The organism is Brevundimonas sp. 'scallop', from assembly GCF_011045535.1.
Classification (GTDB): Bacteria; Pseudomonadota; Alphaproteobacteria; order Caulobacterales; family Caulobacteraceae; genus Brevundimonas; species Brevundimonas vesicularis.
Window position 1 is genome coordinate 2,454,464 of record NZ_CP039382.1, and the last position, 19,091, is coordinate 2,473,554.

The following is a 19,091-nucleotide window of genomic DNA, read 5'->3' on the forward strand; positions in this document are numbered from 1 at the left end:
CAGGTTCGCCGCCTACCCGATTGGCTTGAAGAGTAAGCAGCCGCCGGCGCGGAGGGCTAGTCCTGACCGTGGCCCGGTTCGATGGGACCGCCGAGCGGCACTTCCGGGGCCGGAATGTCTGCGCGGACCAGCCGATGCGCCGCCGCCGCAAGCTTGTGTCGCATCTGCGCCGGTCGGCGCCACGGTCGCAGGCTGTCGGAAGCCGAGATTGGATCGCCCAGGTGGTGTTCGGCGACGAACCGGGAGAAGGCGCCGTGACTGCGTGATCGAAGCGGACGCAGACGATCCAAGCCCTGGTCTCGCAGATGTTCGATGCCGGCACTGATGCCGCCGTAGGCCATGATTGCCTGGGTGACGCGCATCTCTTCGCACCCCAGCCAGTGAGCAATCAGCCGATTACGAAATACGCCGACGCACGCCCCTCCCGCCGCTTCAGGGTCCGCCCCCGCATCCAGGGTCAGGTCGCATTCGCTATCGAAGCCCTGCGACCGGTTGTTGACGTTGCTGGACCCGATTCGAATAAAACGGTCATCGACGACGGCGAGTTTGGCGTGGACGATGATGATCCGGCCATTGCGCGTGACAGGGCTGTAGGCGCTGAACCGCCCATGCCGATCGGCGTCTTCTAGCCTCTTGAGAAAGGCCGAGCGCGTCTTGTCCATGGTCATTTGATCGAACCAGCTTGGCGAATGCTGGGTCGAGACCAGGATCACCTCCGGGCCATCGGCTTCATCAAGCCGCTGGGCGATAGCCTCCGCGACGACGGGCGAGGTGAAATACTGGTTCTCAATGTAGAGGGTCGTTTTGGCCGCAGCGATGGCGGCCAATGTGGCCGCCTCGCCTTGCCTCAACTCCGGAAAATCTTTCCATGGGGCCTGGGTTCGAGACACGCCGATCTCAACGTTTTCCAGATCGGGCCTCACAGCGGCCGGCCAGACGTCGCAAATGGTTTCAGCTCGGGCGGCAAGCGGCTCTCCGGTCGCTCTCGCCCACCGTTCGCGGAAGAGATCACCCAGGGCGGCCGCCGGCGGACCATCGACCATCGCCATGACCTCATGCCGGCAATCGTAGCAGGGCGTTCCCTTCTCGGTCTTCCCGCGACGCGGATCGGGGTGGAGATGTTCGGGGCTATCCCAGCGGTCGGGACCGATGTCGCAACTGCCGCAGAAGGCCACGGTGTCATCGACGATGATGACCTTCTGGTGGTGGGAAGCGCCTAGCGGCAAGGTTCCGTCCAGACGGAAATCGACGCGCGTGTCGGCGAAGAAGCGACGACTACGCCAGGGAAAGAACCGCTGAGTGGCCGCAACGGCTAGGGGCGACTTCCAGCACAGGATCCGGATGTCCAGGTCCGGCCGAGCTTGCGACAGCTCTTTGAGGAAGCGGCCGATTGTTTGCGGACCAGAGCCGTCCGCGGGCTTGTGATCAACGACGGTGTCGGGATCAAAGGCCCAGTTCAGGAAGTGGATGGTCCGACTCGCCTGGCTCATCGCCGCCTTTGCGGCCGCCAGATAAGGCTCCATGTCCACCAGCAGCGCGGCGCGGGGCGCGACTTCGGCACGCCAGCAGGTGGTTCCGACTTCCAGCATGTCCGGGTCTCCCGACCAAAATCGCCCGGTGAGCCGGTCGCACTGCTTACATCATATTGAAGATGTCGCGACGCCCCCGACAGGCATCCAGAGCGTCGCGACGCTTCTCTTACTGGGTCCGGGACGCAGCGTCAGCGGCCGCATCGGTCTTGCGCGCTGCGGTATCGGCGGCGGCATCGGCGTTAGCTGCCGCGTCCTTGGCGGCATCGGTGGTTGCGTCGGCGGCGGCGTCCGCATTCGCGGCTGTGTCACTGGCCGCCGAGGCGACCGTGTCGCCGGCGTTTTCCGCCGTAGCGGCGGCGTTTTCCTCGGTCCGCTCGGAGCAAGCCGACAAGGCCAAGGCGGCCGCGGCGGCGATATACAGCATACGCATGATGTGTTTCCTCTTGCTGACCCGGCGGCTGATCCGCCTTCGGTTGCAGCTTTGTCAGGCTAGAGCGAAGGCCTGCCGATGGCGACATACATTTTCTGATCCGGCTTCGATGTGTCGAACGTCTGACGGCAGTTTCCCCAAACGTCTCAGGTAGGACGCCAAATATCGACCTCGCGCCATCAGCGGACATGCACTAACCGCTAGAAAAGCGACGTTCAGATGTGCAACTTGGGCTAGGGAACGTCGGGTTTTCGCTCGGAGGCATTTGGCCACTTTCGACCCGTTGCGGACTTTGTTTTGTGAGGCGATTATAGCTGATGTCATCAGCCGCTATCCTGTTCCTCAGCCTATTCGCATCCTTAACCGGCGCCCCGCAGGCAGTCGTCAGGCCTGACCGGCTTGTGACAATCTCGGTACGAACTGACCACGTATTAGGTGCGCGCGCGCAGACAATCGCGATCGTCACCGATCCGCCCATCCGCAATATTACATCGGCCGATCTGCACGACCGCATCTGGACCGCTACGCGGGTAATCGACTCACAGGCCGCCACTATCAACTTAAACTCATGCCCGCAGCTTCGCACTATTGCTTTGGCATTTTCAGATTTGCCTGCAAAGCCAATAAGACCTTTGACCTCGCAGGTAGCGGAGAGTCGAACAATAGGTCCGACGATGAAGGACGGCTGTGCGACTTCGCTCGCGTTTGACACCCTCGCATCGGACTTTGGGTTGGTCACTATCCAACTCGATGGTTCGGGGCCATATCACCAATTGGGGCACGAGGCAGTATCTCAACTGCAAAGCTGCTGACCGACGTAGTTCGCGCGCCTTTCGGCTCTTTACGCTGTCCTCGCCCATCGCGGACATGCGTGCCCCAACTTCTGTGGTGCGGACCTGTCGCTAGGACACCATAATTAAGAAGCTGAGCAACTTCGCGTGAAATTGTTGGGGCGTTTCTGGCTCGTCGCCATCCGCAACGAGGACATTTGGAAAGCGCTTGGCCAGGTCTGGCCAGGTGGTCGATAGAAATTCGGCGAGCTTCATCGCGTCCTGTTTGGAAAATTATACACCCCAATGGTGATTTGCTTCGCTAGTCTGCTCCGGCGAGATTTCACGGCTTTGATGGTGGTGGTGTTCGACGCTTCAGACTTCGCCAGAAATGCGACTACGGGCGCGCTGCTCCTGTAATCACCAGTCCAGCCCATCATTACACAGTCATCACCGTAAAGCCCCAGCCGCGCGATCGCTTGCGCATCTCTGCGCAACTCGATTATTGCAGGCGGCTCTTGAAGGTTTGTCTCCATCATACGCTCAGCATATCTGCCTGCGCAGCGAAGTCACTCGGGCACATCCGCTCCCCGACTTCGGCTGACCATCATCGCGGCTGCTTGGCGGTCGGGAAGCCAGAGTCCCTTGTCTTGATCCGGGACACGACTGAAATCGACCCATTGCGGACCTTCAGCGCCCGTATACTCCCCTATCGAAGTGAGGAATAATCATGATCATCCTTGGATTAGTCCTACTGACGTATTTCGGACAAACCAACCCGGGCACGCCTTGCGCTGAGGTAGGTGGCTTCCCGAATGACTACTGGGGCTCGATCCGGAATAACATCACATCCGGGGATTTCACGCTGCAGACCCTTGAAGGTATCACTGACTGTCGTTTCACCGAGGTGGGCATTGGAGAATGCTTTGTTTATGGACCTGCGAAAATTCTCGTGAAATCGAAAGGTAGAAACACCTACTTTGCGATCCCTCCTCGTCTTGGAGCGGAGATCCAGATTGCGGAGGGGCGTTACACGTGTCGTGCTAGGCCGTTCATCCGAACAGACTAATGGGTAGGTCCGCTAACCACCCCTAGTCGTCGTTCGCCGTGTCTTCTGTCGGGCACGATTGGCTAGGACCGATTTCGACACCTGACGTAAAGGCCGAAATCGACCCATAGCAGCCATGTGTCTGCGTAATTAACTATCGTGATGATACCAGCCACCCTAGCTTTCGCCCTCGTATTTTCTGGACAGGCCCTTACGACCGAGCGGCCGGTCAATGATGCGCCTGCTGTGGTCGTCGCCTATGCGGACAACGAAAAGGCCACTGCGGTTGGCGCTTCCTTTCGATTGGACGACGGCCGATTGAGAGCTTGGGCTTACACAGTCTTCCGTCATGGCTCGGCTTTCTCAGCAGGAAGAACACTAGCCTATAGTGAAGAGTGGCTCGTTTTTGATTGCCAGCATAGGTCGGTCAGAGTTCACCAAGCTAAATTACCGACCGAATGCCGATCCATTTAGACCGCCGTCCATTCCAGCTGGGTTCGAACTGGTCGAAGGGGATATTATTCGCCAGCATCAACTGGACGTCGCTTGTGGAACGGCCGCAAGACCTCAATACTCTGAATATTTTAGGTTTATGGAAGCCTACGGCCTGAAAGATGGGCGCACGCCTCGGTCCCCACCAGGTCCGCTGGTGCGATAAGTCCGCTTTCCACCCGTCCGAGACATTGGGGCAGTCCGCTTTCCGGCGAGCTGCCCCGAGCCGGCTCAAAGGTCTGTCTGCTCCGAAATCTGCAACGCGCCGTCCACCTCGATGCCGAGATATCGGACGGTGCTCTCCAGCTTTCCGTGGCCAAGCAGGAGTTGGCAGGCGCGTAGGTTTCCGGTCTTTCTGTAGATCAAGGCCACCTTCGTACGTCGAAGGCTGTGGGTGCCGTAGGCAGTTGGGTTGAGGTCGATCATCCTCACCCAGGCATCGACCAGCCGAGCGTACTGTCTCGTGCCAATGCGCTGTCCATCTCGGCTGCGACTGGGAAACAGCCAGTCGTCGCGCCATCGCCCTCTTCGCTCCAGCCAGTGAGCCAACGCTTCTCTCGCGGCCTCCGTGATCTCGAACGGCACTGGCCGACCGGTCTTTTTGCTGTACGATCGTCGATTGTTGCCGAATGACGCCGCCCTGAGCAATGTCGCCGAGCCGGAGCTTTACTAGGTCACAGCCCCGCAGTTTGGCGTCCAACGCGATGTTGAACATCGCCAGATCTCGGATCGATCCGACGGATTTGAGATGCTGTCGGCTTGTCCAGATGTGCTTTGGCTTGAGGGGTGCCTGGCTCCGGTCAATCGACCAGTGTTCCAGGGCTTGCGGAGAAAACGAATGAGATCTGGCTGGCTCATGGCCACCCCCCACAATCGACGCCCCCTCCCCAGAATACGCTTCAAACGGCGCAGATGCCGAAATACGGTCATAGCCTCAAAGCTCGAAAGCTGCCGTTTGGCGGCTCTAATGCCGTCCCTTGTCCGAGCTCCCGGCAGCTACACCGTGATCAGGTGCAGGCCCGCGCAGGTGAGAGGTAGGACGCTAAGAAGGATGGCCAATCCTAGATTGGCCATCCTGTGCCCAGGTCAGAAGAAGCCCAATTTGTCGGGGCTGTACCTGACCAACAGGTTCTTGGTCTGCTGATAGTGGTCCAGCATCATGCGGTGGTTCTCCCGCCCGATGCCCGACTTCTTGTAGCCGCCGAAGGCCGCATGGGCCGGATACTGGTGATAGCAGTTGGTCCAGACCCGGCCAGCCTGGATAGCGCGACCGGCGCGATAGGCGGTGTTCATGTCGCGCGACCAAACCCCGGCCCCCAGGCCGTATTCGGTGTCGTTGGCGATTTCCATGGCCTCTTCAAAAGTCTTGAAGGTCGTGACCGCCAGGACCGGACCGAAGATCTCCTCTTGGAAGATCCGCATGTCGTTAGTGCCTTTGAACACGGTGGGCTTGACGTAGTAGCCGCCGGCCAGATCGTCCTTGAGCGCGGCCTGATCGCCGCCGGTCAGGACCTCGGCGCCCTCCTCCCTGCCCAGCTTCAGGTAGCCGAGAATTTTCTTCAACTGCTGGTCCGAGGCCTGGGCGCCGACCATGGTGGCCGGGTCCAGAGGGTCGCCTTGGACGATGGTCTCCACCCGGGCGATCGCCTTCTCGATGAAGGCCTCATAGATGTCCTCATGGATCAAAGCGCGGCTGGGGCAGGTGCAGACCTCGCCCTGATTGAGCGCGAACATGGCGAAGCCTTCCAGCGCCTTGTCCAGATAGGCGTCGTCGTGATCCATCACGTCCTTGAAGAAGATGTTCGGCGACTTACCACCGAGCTCCAGCGTGACCGGAATCAGGTTCTGGGTGGCATACTGCATGATCTTCTGACCAACGGCGGTCGAGCCGGTGAAGGCGATCTTGGCGATGCGCGGATTGGTGGCCAGCGGCTCGCCCACCTCGGCCCCCGTGCCCGACACGATGTTCAGCACGCCGGCCGGCAGCAAATCCTGGATCAGTTCGATCACCACGAGGATGGACGCCGGGGTCTGCTCCGCCGGCTTCAGCACGATGCAGTTGCCCGCCGCCAGGGCCGGAGCGATCTTCCAGGCCGCCATCAGGATCGGGAAGTTCCAAGGGATGATCTGCCCCACCACGCCAAGCGGCTCGTGGAAGTGATAGGCGACCGTATCGTGGTCCAGTTCCGAGACTCCGCCTTCCTGGGCCCGGATGCAGCCGGCGAAATAGCGGAAATGGTCGATCGCGAGGGGGATGTCGGCGGCCGTCGTCTCGCGCACAGGCTTTCCGTTGTCCCAAGTCTCCGCCTCTGCGACGGCTTGCAGATTGGCTTCGATCCGGTCGGCGATCTTGTTCAGGAGGACGGCGCGTTCGGCGACGCTGGTTCGCCCCCAGGCGTCCTTGGCGGCGTGAGCGGCGTCCAGAGCCAGTTCGACGTCGGCCGCGTTCGATCGTGCGACCTCGCACAGGACCCGGCCATTCACCGGCGAGGTGTTCTCGAAATAGCGGCCGTTGACGGGCTGGACCCAGCGTCCGCCGATGAAGTTGTCGTAGCGCGCCTTGAATTTGGGGGTCGCGGCGCGAATGAATTCGGGCTTGGTCATGAAGGCCTCCTGCGTTGTCCTCTGGCGTCGATTGTCGACGTCGTTGGATCAGAAGGTCATCCCGCCGAGAGCGTAACGCCATACGCCGCTGCCATGCTGCGGCGCAAACCTGTCTCAGAACTGCGACAGATCACTTGCTAAGGTGCGTTAGAGAGGCCTAGCCGGTGCAGCTTACGGTGCAGGGTCGCGCGGCTGACCCCGAGCGCGCGCGCGGCCGCCGAGACATTGCCGCCGCTCAAGGCTAGCGCGCGACGCACCGCGCCGCGTTCGGCGTTCAGAAGATCGGCTTCTACGGCGCCTACGCCCAGCACCTCCGATGCCGCGAGCTGGTTCGCGATCCGGTCGTCGGTGATCGCGAGCGCAAGGCGTGCGGCCCGCGTCGCTCCAACCACCAGATCGTCCTGGTCAACCGCCAGCAGAGCCGCCGTGTTTCGTCCGGCCGCATCGTCGGTCAGCACGATGCGCGCGTGGGGAAAGGCCTGCCGGAAGGTTTGCGCCTCGATCGCTCTCGCAGCATCCGCCACCGCCGCCGCAATCAACCCCAGTACGCCTTGCGTCGCATCGGCACGGCACGACGAGACGTCCAACAAGCCCGCCAGCCGCCCTGTCGGACCGTAGATGGGATGGCTGGTGCAACTCAGCGCCGTGTTACGGGTATGAAAATGCTGATCGCGATGGATGGTCAGCGGCCGACGCTCGGCCAAAGCCGTGCCGATGCCGTTTGTACCCTCAACCGCCTCAGACCAGACCGCGCCGGGCCATAATCCCCAGCGGCGGAAGATCTCATCATCCGCCGCTGCGCCTCGCCGTTCCAGGGTCACCCCTTCAGCGTTGGTGAGAAGGACACAGCATCCGGTGTCGCCGACGGCCAGGAACAGGCGGTCAAGCGAGTCCTGAGCCGCCCTTGTCATCGGCTCCATGGCGTCACGGGCTTCGCGCAACTCCTGGTCTGTCAGGGTGTTCGGTCGGCCTTCATCCTCAGGATCGAGCCCATAAAGCGACATCGACCGTCGCCATGACGCCGCCAGGGCCGAACGCGCCTCACCTCCGGCGGCGTCCAGCGCCTGTTTGATCAGCTTGCCGTGGCCGTTTCCCGTTTGCGCGACCATCGATGTTTCCTGGCGCTTTTTCGGAAAAAGAGCGCCGCATCGGCGTTACAGTCAATGGGACAAAGGTCGCTGACCCGTAGAGCCTTCGGCTAGAACTTGCGGCTGACGCCCAACGACAAGACCCACGGATCGAGGTTCACGCTGGACTTCAGGGCGCCGTCGTTGATCTTGGCGTCGGTTTCGAACCACACCTTCTTGACGTCAAGGTTCAGGCTCCACGGCCCCTGAATCCCGACATCCGCGCCCGCTTGAAGCGCGTAGCCGAAACCGTCGTCCAGATCGACGGTGAAGCCGTTCTTGTCCTTGCCGCTGTAGAACAGCATGTAGTTCACGCCCGCACCGACATAGGGGCTGAAGCTCCCTTGGCTCAGCGGGCGGGACTGCAGGGTGACCACCGGCGGCAGCACCCAGGTCTCATGCACGGCCACGTCCGTTGCGCCGCCCTGGGCGCGGATTTCGTGCCGGGTCGTGCCCAGGATCGCCTCGACCGCGAGGTGATCGGTCAGGAAGTAGGTGAAGCCCAGGGTCGGCATGACGCTGTCGCCCACATCCACCTTCAGGCCGGTGTCGGGGCCCGCGGCTGTGGTGATGGCGTCATCGGCCTGGGAGAAGACGTCGGTGACGCGCCCGCTCACCAGGAAGTCGCCCTTCTTCGGCGCCTCCCAGGCAACGGATGTCTGAGCGAGGGCTGGCGCGGCGCATGCAGTGAAGGCGACGGTGGCAAGCAGCAGGGTCTTGGTATTCATCTTCTGATCCCCGACGCCCTGGCCGCCTCGTGCGGCCTTCGTCAGGCGTTTGAGCGGGGCGTGCACCCCGGTGAAAACCTCGGCCTTGATCCAGCGCAAATCGGTCAGGGGGTGGACAATATTTCCATTCACACCACCCGCGCATGCCTTTGCTGAAGAGCCGCCGCATTGGGATCGAAGGCGGCGCAAACCGCCCTGACGAACGGACGGCCCAGGTCGGTCACCGCAACCACCGTCCCGTCGATCCGCACCAGACCATCGTCGACGAAGCGCTCCAACAGGGACCAGGCGCCGGCGACGTCCGACAGGTCCCGACCGCGACGCCGGACGATGGGCGCAAGATCAACGACGAAATCGCACATCAGCCGCTCGATAATCTCGCTCACGAACGCGTCGCCTTCGGTCAGGGCGATGCCTCGGGCGACCGGCAGGTCGCCGGCCTCGACAGCGCGGCCCCAGTCAAGTTCCTGCGCGTGGTTTTGAACGAAACCCTTGGGTGTGCGGCTGATCGACGAGGCACCCAGGCCGATCAGCACGTCTGCGGCGTCGGTGGTGTAGCCCTGGAAGTTGCGATGCAGCCGTCCGGCCCGGTCCGCCGCCGCCAACCCGTCGTGCGGCAGGGCGAAATGATCCAGCCCGATCGCCTGCCACCCCTTGCCGACCAGATAGCGCGCCGCCGCCTGGCTCTGGGCGAAGCGCGCTTCGGCGTCCGGCAGGTCGGCGTCGTTGATCAGCCGCTGATGCGGCTTCATCCACGGGACATGGGCATAGCCGAACAGGGCGATCCGTTCGGGCCTCAGCGTCGTGACCTGGCCCAGGGTGGTGATGACGTTCTCGACGGCCTGAAGCGGCAGGCCGTACATCAGATCCAGGTTGAGGGAGGTCACGCCCTGCCCCCGCAAGGCTTCGGCCGCCCAGCGGATGGTCTCGAAACGCTCGGGCCGGTTCACCGCCGCCTGGACACGCGGCGACAGGTCCTGCACCCCCAGACTGGCGCGGCTCAGGCCGATGCGGCCCGCCGCCTCGACCCACTCCTGCGTCAGGACTTCGGGATCCAACTCGGCGGCGACCTCGAAACAGTCGCCTAGGTCGAACCGCGCGGACAGACCGGCGAACAGTCGTTCCAGATCGTCCGGCGACAGCATGTTCGGAGTGCCGCCGCCCAGATGGATCGAGCCAACACGGACCGGCCGGCCAATCAGGGCCAGAACCAGATCCGCCTCGCGCAGCAGCAGATCGACATAGCTGGAGATGACGCCGGCCCGGTTCACCGCCCGGGTGTTGCAGCCGCAGTACCAACACAGCCGCTTGCAGAACGGCAGGTGCAGATACAGCGAGACCGGCTGATCGGAGGGCGCGCGCCCCAGCCAATCGGCCCACTCGCCGGGTCCGACGGCAGGCGTGAACTGGGCCGCCGTCGGATAGGAGGTATAGCGCGGCGCATGGGCGTCATAGCGCGCGATCAGGTCGCGAACGGACAGGCGCGCGGGGCTAGAGAGGGACATCGCCCTCTTTCGATGCGTCGGGCGTGGACAGGCCGGCGTCCCCTTCGTCAAACAGATGGAACTCGTGCCACAGGCCGTTCAGCACGCCGAAACCTACGGCCAGGCCAAGCCCCAGGATCCAGGAAAAATACCACATGGTTCTGCGCTCCTAAGGGTCAGTACAGATCGGGATTGGTCTTGAGGGCGGCGGTCGACGTCCGGCCCCACAGCACGCGATAGACCCAGGCGGTGTAGAGCAGCACCAGAGGCAGGAAGATCGCAGTGCAGATCAGCATGATGAACAGGGTCAGATGGCTGGACGAGGCGTTCCACACCGTCAGGCTGGACTGAGGATTGACCGAGCTGGGCAGGATGAATGGGAACATCGACAGGCCGACAGTGGAGATGATGCCGACGGCCGACAGTGACGATCCGCCGAACGCCAGGGGCGCGGACCGCCGCCACATCCCGATCAGGCCGGTCAGCGCGCCCAGGAAGCCCAGGACCGGCGCGATCAGCATCCACGGATAGCGGCCGTAGTTGTCCAGCCAGGCGCCGGGCGCGGCCTGGACCGTCGTGCGCAGCGGATTGGAGAAGCCGTTGACGTCCAGCGCGCCGGTGATCCGGTAGCCCAGGCCGCCGTAGGCGACATACAGTCCGCCGACCGCAAACAGGATCAGGGCCAGAACAGCGGCGACCGTGCCGAACAGACGCGCCCGCTCCATCACCGGGCCGGCCTCGGCCTTGACCGACAACCAGGCCGCGCCGTGCAGCACCAGCATGGCCACCGACAACAGGCCGGCGATGAGGCTGAAGGGGGTGAACAGGCCGAGCAGCGTGCCGTCGTAGAAGGACCGCAGGTCGCCATCCAGATGGAAGGGCGCGCCCAGCAGGACATTGCCCACCGCGACGCCGAACACCAGGGCCGGAACGAAGCCGCCGATGAACAGGCACCAGTCCCAGAACGACCGCCACTTTGGCGACGCCCGCTTGGAGCGATATTTGAACGACACCGGCCGCAGGATCAGAGCGGACAGCACCAGGAACATGGCCAGGTAGAAGCCCGAGAAGCTGACGGCGTAGACGAAGGGCCAGGCGGCGAAGATGGCGCCGCCGCCCAGGATGAACCACACCTGGTTGCCTTCCCAGGTGGCGCCGACGGTGTTGATCACCATGCGGCGTTCCTCATCCGTCTTGGCGACGAACGGCAGAAGGGCGCCGACGCCCAGGTCGAAGCCGTCGGTCAGGGCGAAGGCGATCAGAAGCACGCCCAGCAGCCCCCACCAGATCAGGCGAAGCGTGGCGAAGTCGAGGGGAAGATCCATTGTCGGATGTCCTAAGATCTTGGGTCAGGCCACGGCGGGCGCGGGAACGCGCTCGGCGGGCGCTTCGGGGCTGGGTTCGCCGAACGTCTCCTGTTCGTGGAACGGCCCCTTCTTGATGGCGAAGAGCATCAGCCGCACCTCGACCACCGCCAGCGCGCCATACAGCAGGGTGAAGCCGACGATTGTGGCCCACAGCTGCGGCACGGTCAGGGACGAGGCGCCCAGGAATGTGGGCAGCACGCCCTCCACCGCCCAGGGCTGGCGGCCGAACTCAGCCAATATCCAACCGAACTCGATGGCGATCCACGGCAGCGGGATGGCCAGGACGGCTAACCGCAGGAACCACTTCGTATGATGCTTGCGCAGGGTGCACAGCACGAAGGCCGTACCGAACAGGGCGATCATGAACATCCCGATGCCCGCCATGATGCGGAAGCTCCAGAACAGAGCCGGGACGTTCGGCACCGTCTCCCACGCGGTCTGCTGGATCAGCGCAGGCGTGGCCTGGCGGGGATCGGCGACGTGGCGCTTCAGCAGCAGGCCATAGCCCAGGTCGCGGCGGTGGGTCTCGAACACGCCGCGCGCGACGGGATCGGCCGGGTCAGCCTTGACCTTCTCCAGCGCGTCATAGGCGATGACGCCGGATTCGATGCGGTCCTCAGCCGTGGCGACCAGTTCGAAGATGCCTTCGACGGGCTTGTCGATGGTGCGGGTGGCGATCAGCCCCATGATCCACGGCACGTGAACGCCGAAATGGGTCTCGCGGTCCTTCATCGAGGGAACGCCGATCAGCGTCAGGCCTGCGGGCGCAGGCTCGGTGTGCCACATGGCCTCCAGAGCGGCGAGCTTCATCTTCTGGTTGTCGGTCAGATTGTAGCCGGACTGGTCGCCCAGCACGACGGCCGACAGCGACGCCGCCAGACCGAACGCCGAGGCCACCGTCATCGACCGCTTGGCGAAGCCGACGTGCTTGCCACGCAGCAGATAGAAGGCCGAGACGCCCAGAACGAAGACCGAGGCGCAGACATAGCCGGCCGAGACGGTGTGAACGAACTTGGCCTGGGCCACCGGGTTGAACAGCACGGCCATGAAGTCCGTGACCTCCATCCGCATCGTGTCGGGATTGAAGGCGGCGCCGACCGGGTTCTGCATCCAGCCGTTGGCGATCAGGATCCACAGAGCCGACAGATTGGTGCCCAGCGCGACCATGAAGGTGACGAACAGGTGGGCGTGCGGCTTCAACTTGTCCCAGCCGAAGAACATCAGGCCGACAAAGGTCGCCTCCAGGAAGAAGGCCATCAGCCCTTCGATGGCCAGCGGCGCGCCGAAGATGTCGCCGACATAGTGGCTGTAATAGCTCCAGTTCATTCCGAACTGGAACTCCATGGTGATGCCGGTCGCGACGCCCAGGACGAAGTTGATGCCGAACAGCACGCCCCAGAAGCGGGTGATCGTCCGCCAGATGGGCCGGCGGGTCATCACATAGATCGACTCCATGATGACCAGCATGAACGACAGTCCCAGCGTCAGGGGCACGAACAGGAAGTGGTAAAGGGCCGTCAGCGCGAACTGCAGCCGGGACAGGTCGACGACCGCGAGGTCGATCATGGCGTTGCTCCGAGGAATCGGTCTGCTCGACCGACGTTTCGATGGCCGTAGAAGGTGGACGGGGCGCCCGCCTTGATCTCGATCAAAGCGGCGGCGAACGCCGGGCCCTATTGGACGCTTGGTCCTTGGACATTTCGTCCAACGACGTTTCGCCCAGTGGCGCGCGGCCTGCGCCGAGCGCTGGAGTCGCCTGATGAGCGCCGTGCCAATCGCCCCTGTCTCTGCGGCCGCCTGGCTGAAGCAGATCGGTCGTCCGTGGGGGCGGCTGACCCTGCTGACCGGCGTGTTGACCATTGCGGACGTCGCCCCTGCGATCGGCTTCGCGGCGGGGCTGGCTTTGACGATTTCCAGCCTGACCGTATCGCCGGCCGCCGCCGCGCCGTGGCTGGCCCTGGCTGTGTTCAGTCTGATCGCGCGCGGCCTGATCGGCCAGGCCGCCGTGATCGTCGGCGCGAAGATGGGTCGGGCGGTAAAGACCGACGTCCGAGGCCGCCTGCTGTCAGACCTGTTCGGGCGAGGACGGCGATCCAGCGCGCAGATGACGGCCCTGGTAGAAGGGGTCGGCGCGCTGGACAGCTACTATTCGCGGTTTGCCCCCTTGCGCCTCGCCGCAGGCGTTTCGCCGCTGCTGATCATCGCCGCCGCCGCGATCGCCAGCCCGGTGTCGGCGGGCATTCTGCTGTTCACCCTGTTCCCGTTCATCGTCGGCATGGCCCTGGCGGGCACGGCTGCGGCGGGCGAAAGCCGTAGTCAGTTTCAGGCGCTTGAGCGGCTGTCTGGCCTGTTCATCGACCGTATCCGCACCCTGCCCGCCATTCTCGCCTTCGACGCCGTGGGCCGCACGACGGTGCAGATCGCCCAGGCGTCGGACGAGCTGGAGCGCCGCACCGCCCGCGTCATGCGCTTCGCCTTCCTGTCATCGGGCGTGCTGGAGTTCTTCTCGGCCTTGTCGGTCGCGCTGATCGCCGTCTATTGCGGCTTCAACCTGTTGCGGCTGCTGCCCTTCCCCGTTCCCGAGACGCTGGACCTGTCGCGCGCCTTCTTCGTGCTGGCCCTGGCGCCCGAAGTCTATGCGCCGCTGCGCCGACTGGCGGCCGCCTATCATGATCGCCAGGCCGCCGAGGCCGCGGCCCCATCCCTGATCACGCCAGACCCGCGCCCGGCCCAGCGCACGCCCATCGGCGATCTGGCGCCCGCCATCCATTTTCGCGATGTCGCCATCGCTTATGAAGGCTCAGCGCCGGTCATCGACGGGTTCAACCTCGACATCGCGCCGGGCCAGATCGTGGCGATGATGGGCGCCAGCGGCGCCGGCAAGTCCAGTCTTCTGCATCTGCTGCTCGGCCTCGCGCCCCTGACGCGCGGCGAGGTCGAGGTGGGCGGCGCGCGGCTCAGCCAGTGCGGCGACATCGCCGGGCGTGTCGCCTGGGCCAGCCAGCACCCGATCGTGACGCCTGGAACCCTGGCCGAGAACATCGGCCTGGCGGATCGCACCGCCTGCCCCGGCCGCATCGCCCTGGCCGCGCGCACGGCGGGCCTGTCCGGCGATCTCGATCGCCCCATCGACGAGCGCGGCGGCGGACTGTCGGGCGGCGAGCGCCGTCGCCTGGGCCTGGCGCGCGCCATGCTGAAGCGGGCGCCGCTTCTGGTGCTGGACGAGCCGACCGCCAATCTGGATCCGGCCTCGGAACGCGCCATGCTGGACGTCATCCGTCAGGCCGCGTGCGGCCGCACCACCCTGATCGCCACCCACTCGCCAGCCGTCGCCGCCCTGGCCGACCGCGTGGTGACGCTATGAGAGTCCCGTCACGCATCGCTGGCCTGATCGCCGCCCAGACTCAGGCTCAACGCGCCCGGCTTCGGCTCGCTGCGGCCGGCGGCGCTGTCGTCTCGGTGGCGGCCGTCTGTTTGTTGGGGCTGTCGGGCTGGTTCATCACGGGCGCAGCCTTTGCGGGCCTGGCAGGCGCGCCGGCCGCCCAGAGCTTCAACTATATGATGCCCAGCGCCATCATCCGCCTGCTGGCCATCGTCCGCACCGGCGGCCGCTATGTCGAGCGCGTCGCGGGCCATGAGGCTGCCTTGAAGGCGTTGGCCCGCCTGCGCCCGCAGTTGTTCGACGCCATCGCCACAGGCCCGGCCGAGCGCGCCCTGAACCTGTCGTCCGGCGAGGTCTCGGCCCGGCTGGTTCAGGACGTGGACGCGGTTCAAACCCTGTTCGTGCGGCGCTCGGCGCTCTGGAGCTTGGGCGCCGGCGCCGTTTCCGCCGTTCTGCTGGCCGGCCTCGCCTCCCCCTGGGCCGGCGCGGCCCTGTTCGCCGTGATGATCGCAGCCGTCCTGGGCGGCGTCCTTATCGCCCGCCGCCTCTCCGATCCCGCCGGCCGAGCGGTGCAGACCGGCGCAGGCGCGCTGAAGGATCGCCTCGCCGCCCTGGAGGCCGCCGCGCCCGAGCTCAAGGCCTACGGTCTTGACGACTGGGCGTGCGCGCAGGTCGCGCAGGTCGCCGCCGATCACGACGCGGCGCAGATCGCCCTGACCCGATCGGGCGGCTGGATGGCCGTGTGGCAGGCGGCGGCCAGCGCCCTCGCGGTCGGCGTTGTCATTCCCGCCGCATTGCCAGCCGATCTGCCTCTGATCGCGCTGGCAGCCCTAGCGGCGGTCATGGGCGTCGAATCCGCCGGAGGACTGGTCGTCGCCCTGCACCAGAACGGCTCCGCCGCCCAGGCCCTGTCTCGCCTCGACGCCGCCATGCCCACGGCGTCCTCCCGTTACGGTCGACCGCTCAGCGGTGCGGTGCTCGGTCTCGCAAACCTTGGCGCCGAGCTGGCGCCGCCCTACCGCCTCGGCATCTTCGGTCCCTCCGGCGCTGGCAAGACGACGCTGATCGAACGCCTGATCGGGTTGCGAACGCCCCAGACCGGCGAGATGTGGCTCGGTGGATTGGACGCCGTTGTCATCGCGCCGGGGGATCGGCGCCAGCTGTTCGCCTATGCGGCCCAGGACGTCCGTCTGCTGAACGGATCCGTTCGCGAGAACCTGTTGCTTCCAGGACCTGCCGACGATGCGGCCCTGTGGGCGGCGCTGGACGACGCCGCGCTGGGCGACCGAATTCGCGCCGAACCACTGGGTCTGGACGCCCCCGTCGGACCGAACGGCGAGCAGCTATCCGGCGGAGAACGACGGCGTCTTGGCCTGGCGCGCGCCTATCTGCGCGATGCGCCCTGGCTAGTGCTTGACGAACCGACGGAAGGCCTGGACGCCGCGACGGAGGCCCAGATCCTGGGCCGCCTTCAGAACCGCCTGGCCGCGCGGGGGCAAGGCCTGATCTTGGTCAGCCACCGGGCGTCGCCGATGGCGCTCTGCAACCGCTCCATCCGGGTCGAAGGGCTGGACAGCGACGGACATCTTCGTCTGACCTGCCCCCCGGATAACATGGCCGCCTAGGATGCGCCGTTCGCCATGTCTTTCAGGCGGTCAGGGCGCTCGATCCGCAAGTCGTGCAGGGAAACGGCATGGATGACGCCGCTGGTCTTCAACTTGGTCAGCTCGCGACTGACGGTCTCGATCGTCAGTCCGAGATAGTCCGCGATCTCGGATCGGGTCATCGGCAGTCGCACGGCATTGTCGCCGGAGGGCCGCAGGGGATCGCGCGAAAGCATCGTGACCAAGAAGCTGGCCAGGCGTTCACGCGCGGTCTTGCGACCGAGCAGCAGCATCTGGTCCTGCGCCGCCGTCAGCTCATGCATCGCCCGGCTCAGCAAGGCCGCTTCCAGACTGGGCCGCTCTCGCGCCAGGGCGCGATACTCCGAGGCCCGGAAGCGACATACGGTCGTGTCCTCAATCGCCTCCGCAGAGAAGGCGTAGGTTTCCCCCGCCGTCAGTCCGACGAAATCGCCTGCGAACAAGAAGCCGGTAATCTGGCGACGACCATCGGGCAGCAGCTTGTAGATCCGGACCGCGCCCGAGGTAATGTTGAAAACGTTCAAGACCGGTTCGGCCTCATTGGCCAAGACGTCGCCGCTCGCCAGCGCTACGCGTTCTGCGATTGAATCCAATCGCCCAAGATCGACCTCCGACAACGCGTCGCAGACGCTGAACGCGCGCGCGCCACAGCCTGAGCAGACCGGACTGGTGGGCCGGTCGGCACAGGCCGTCGGAAGCGCGCGGACTTTCAACATGCTCGCTGTCTAGCACTCCTTAAGCACGAGCGAAGCAGTCTAATTCGACGGGCTAGTTGAGAGTGCTTCAGCATTTGCGTCACTCAAAGAGGAACAGCGACAAGTTGCTGATGCGAGACAGACCTCCTGATCTGCCGGCATCGATCAGATGGGTGCTAGTCCTCGGCCCGCTGCGATCGGGTAGGCCCTTGACGCAAACCGGTCTTTCTCAAAGTCCGCAACGGGTCAAGGCCAGACGTAGCTGGAGCGCTCACGCCTGACCTTTTTGGCGATGGCGCTCGAACGCGGTCTTTGCGCGGTCGCGACTCCACATTCGTCGGCCTGCGTGTCAGGGTTCGGCTGGGAGGACCGACTGATGGCGACACGCAAGACTCTCATCAAATTGCGCGCTGGCGTTCGCCTTCAACGCATCGAGCATATGGCTCGGCAGCAGGTGGTCCAGTCGTCCTGGCGGCTTTCAACCCTACGCCAGAACCAACCACGCGCATTTGCGGATGAGATGGAAGCGGAGGACGCCTTTGACATGGAGGTCATCGCTTCGCTCACCGATCCCGTTATCATGATTATGCAGCGTCGCGGACTGATCGACTGAGATGGCGGCCAGGCTGAAGGTCTTCACCTGGTCCGACGGCTTCCATGCCTTCACCGTCGCCACCAGCTCGCGACCCAAGGCGTTGGAAGCCTGGGGCTCCAAGCAGGATCTGTTCGCAACCGGTTTGGCCAACGAGCTTTCCGGCGGACCGGATTACGAGGCCGCCCTGGCCTCTCCTGGCGAGGTCATCGAGCGGGGCCTCGCGATCGATGTCGGCAAGATCGGCAAGGTCAAGCCCGCCAAACCTCGGGGACCATCCAAGGCGAACGCCGCCAGGATCGAAAAGGTGAAGACGGCGCTGGCCGATCTGGACAAGCGCCGTCAGGCCGAGGTGGCGGATTTCGAGGACCAGCAGACCACGCTTAACAAGGCGCGTCAGGAGGCGGAGGCGACCTATGAGGCGGACCGTAAATCCCTGGCTGCAAATCTGAAAAAGACCAGAGTCTGATGTGCAACCTCTATCGCCAGCGCTCGGGTCCCCAAGCCATAATGGATGCGGCGAACGCGATGCGGTCGACCGTCGGCAACCTCGCGCCGGGCGATATCTATCCCGATTATCCAGCCCCAATTGTACGGTGGGACGGCGCAGAGCACATCCTTGCATCCGCGCGCTGGGGCATGCCGTCGTCCAAAAGGATGATCTTCGACAATGCGACGAAGCGCGCCGACAAGCTGCGCGCCAAGGGCGGCGAGGTGGACTTTCAGAAAATTCTGGAGTTCGAGCCCGACAGCGGCACGAGCAACGTCCGCAACACCCGCTCCAGCCATTGGCGCCCGCATCTTTCGCCGGCATCGCGCTGCCTGGTCCCCTTCACGGCCTTCAGCGAACAAGGTCGGGACGCCGCCGGAAAATACCGACCCGTCTGGTTCAAGCTCGGCGGGGACGACCCCGAGCCCCTGCCCTTCTTCGCCGGCATACACCTCCACGCCCACACAAGCGTGCGCAAGATCAAGAGCGGCATGGAGACGATCGACGTCTTCGCCTTCCTGACGACCGAACCAAACGCGGAGGTCGGCGCGGTTCACCCCAAGGCCATGCCGGTGATCCTGACACAGCCCGACGAGATCGAGGCCTGGATGACGGCGCCGTGGGAAACGGCCAAAGCGCTTCAGCGCCCGCTGCCCGATGGCGCTCTGTCAGTTATCGACGCCTAGGCCACGCAAAGCGGCCGATAT

At 64.4% G+C, this 19,091-nt stretch carries 16 protein-coding genes; 5 read left to right on the top strand and 11 right to left on the bottom strand.

The window, feature by feature from the left end; all coding sequences use genetic code 11:
- Positions 1 to 56: 56 nt before the first annotated feature.
- The 10 genes from E4341_RS12200 to E4341_RS12250 form a co-directional block, all read right to left on the bottom strand.
- Positions 57 to 1,589: a phospholipase D-like domain-containing protein gene (locus E4341_RS12200; RefSeq protein ID WP_165117594.1), complete on the bottom strand. Its 1,533-nt coding sequence runs from the start codon at positions 1,587 to 1,589 to the stop codon at positions 57 to 59.
- Between the two features lie 109 nt (positions 1,590 to 1,698).
- Positions 1,699 to 1,962, bottom strand: a complete 264-nt coding sequence (locus E4341_RS12205; RefSeq protein WP_165117595.1) for a hypothetical protein — start codon at positions 1,960 to 1,962, stop codon at positions 1,699 to 1,701.
- 2,541 nt (positions 1,963 to 4,503) lie between these two features.
- Complete coding sequence (locus tag E4341_RS15560; RefSeq protein ID WP_240893546.1) at positions 4,504 to 4,857, bottom strand: tyrosine-type recombinase/integrase; 354 nt, start codon at positions 4,855 to 4,857, stop codon at positions 4,504 to 4,506.
- Between the two features lie 501 nt (positions 4,858 to 5,358).
- Complete coding sequence (locus E4341_RS12220; protein ID WP_165117599.1) at positions 5,359 to 6,876, bottom strand: aldehyde dehydrogenase family protein; 1,518 nt, start codon at positions 6,874 to 6,876, stop codon at positions 5,359 to 5,361.
- Positions 6,877 to 7,013: 137 nt separating this feature from the next.
- On the bottom strand, positions 7,014 to 7,985 hold the full coding sequence (locus tag E4341_RS12225; protein ID WP_165117601.1) for a GAF domain-containing protein: 972 nt from the start codon (positions 7,983 to 7,985) through the stop codon (positions 7,014 to 7,016).
- A gap of 89 nt (positions 7,986 to 8,074) precedes the next feature.
- Positions 8,075 to 8,731 carry an OmpW family protein gene (locus E4341_RS12230; RefSeq protein WP_165117603.1) on the bottom strand — a complete coding sequence of 219 codons (657 nt, stop codon included), beginning with the start codon at positions 8,729 to 8,731 and terminating at the stop codon, positions 8,075 to 8,077.
- Positions 8,732 to 8,859: 128 nt separating this feature from the next.
- Positions 8,860 to 10,236, bottom strand: coding sequence for an oxygen-independent coproporphyrinogen III oxidase (gene hemN, locus E4341_RS12235; protein ID WP_165117605.1), 1,377 nt, complete (start codon positions 10,234 to 10,236; stop codon positions 8,860 to 8,862).
- The gene (cydX, locus tag E4341_RS12240; RefSeq protein ID WP_017504187.1) at positions 10,223 to 10,372 is read right to left on the bottom strand and encodes a cytochrome bd-I oxidase subunit CydX; all 150 of its coding nucleotides are present in this window, start codon (positions 10,370 to 10,372) and stop codon (positions 10,223 to 10,225) included. Before cydX ends, hemN begins: the two co-directional genes overlap by 14 nt.
- Positions 10,373 to 10,391: 19 nt before the next feature.
- Positions 10,392 to 11,540: a cytochrome d ubiquinol oxidase subunit II gene (cydB, locus tag E4341_RS12245; RefSeq protein WP_165117607.1), complete on the bottom strand. Its 1,149-nt coding sequence runs from the start codon at positions 11,538 to 11,540 to the stop codon at positions 10,392 to 10,394.
- Between the two features lie 24 nt (positions 11,541 to 11,564).
- The gene (locus E4341_RS12250; RefSeq protein ID WP_165118751.1) at positions 11,565 to 13,145 is read right to left on the bottom strand and encodes a cytochrome ubiquinol oxidase subunit I; all 1,581 of its coding nucleotides are present in this window, start codon (positions 13,143 to 13,145) and stop codon (positions 11,565 to 11,567) included.
- Positions 13,146 to 13,341: 196 nt separating this feature from the next.
- Here E4341_RS12250 and cydD point away from each other — a divergent pair, with 196 nt between their 5' ends.
- Positions 13,342 to 14,946, top strand: coding sequence for a thiol reductant ABC exporter subunit CydD (cydD, locus tag E4341_RS12255; RefSeq protein WP_165117609.1), 1,605 nt, complete (start codon positions 13,342 to 13,344; stop codon positions 14,944 to 14,946).
- Positions 14,943 to 16,589, top strand: a complete 1,647-nt coding sequence (locus E4341_RS12260) for an amino acid ABC transporter ATP-binding/permease protein (protein WP_165117611.1) — start codon at positions 14,943 to 14,945, stop codon at positions 16,587 to 16,589. The genes cydD and E4341_RS12260 overlap by 4 nt, the downstream gene beginning before the upstream one ends.
- Here E4341_RS12260 and E4341_RS12265 read toward each other — a convergent pair.
- Positions 16,586 to 17,131, bottom strand: coding sequence for a helix-turn-helix domain-containing protein (locus tag E4341_RS12265; protein WP_240893547.1), 546 nt, complete (start codon positions 17,129 to 17,131; stop codon positions 16,586 to 16,588). The two genes, E4341_RS12260 and E4341_RS12265, sit on opposite strands and share 4 nt — an antisense overlap.
- A gap of 547 nt (positions 17,132 to 17,678) precedes the next feature.
- On the opposite strand from E4341_RS12265, the gene E4341_RS12270 reads away from it, so the two are divergent.
- Genes E4341_RS12270 through E4341_RS12280 form a run of 3 tightly spaced genes read left to right on the top strand, consistent with a single transcriptional unit; the run spans position 17,679 to position 19,070 of the window.
- Positions 17,679 to 17,915, top strand: a complete 237-nt coding sequence (locus E4341_RS12270; protein WP_165117615.1) for a hypothetical protein — start codon at positions 17,679 to 17,681, stop codon at positions 17,913 to 17,915.
- A gap of 1 nt (position 17,916) precedes the next feature.
- Positions 17,917 to 18,363: a hypothetical protein gene (locus E4341_RS12275; protein ID WP_165117617.1), complete on the top strand. Its 447-nt coding sequence runs from the start codon at positions 17,917 to 17,919 to the stop codon at positions 18,361 to 18,363.
- Positions 18,364 to 18,422: 59 nt separating this feature from the next.
- The gene (locus E4341_RS12280) at positions 18,423 to 19,070 is read left to right on the top strand and encodes an SOS response-associated peptidase family protein (RefSeq protein WP_240893548.1); all 648 of its coding nucleotides are present in this window, start codon (positions 18,423 to 18,425) and stop codon (positions 19,068 to 19,070) included.
- Positions 19,071 to 19,091 lie beyond the last annotated feature (21 nt).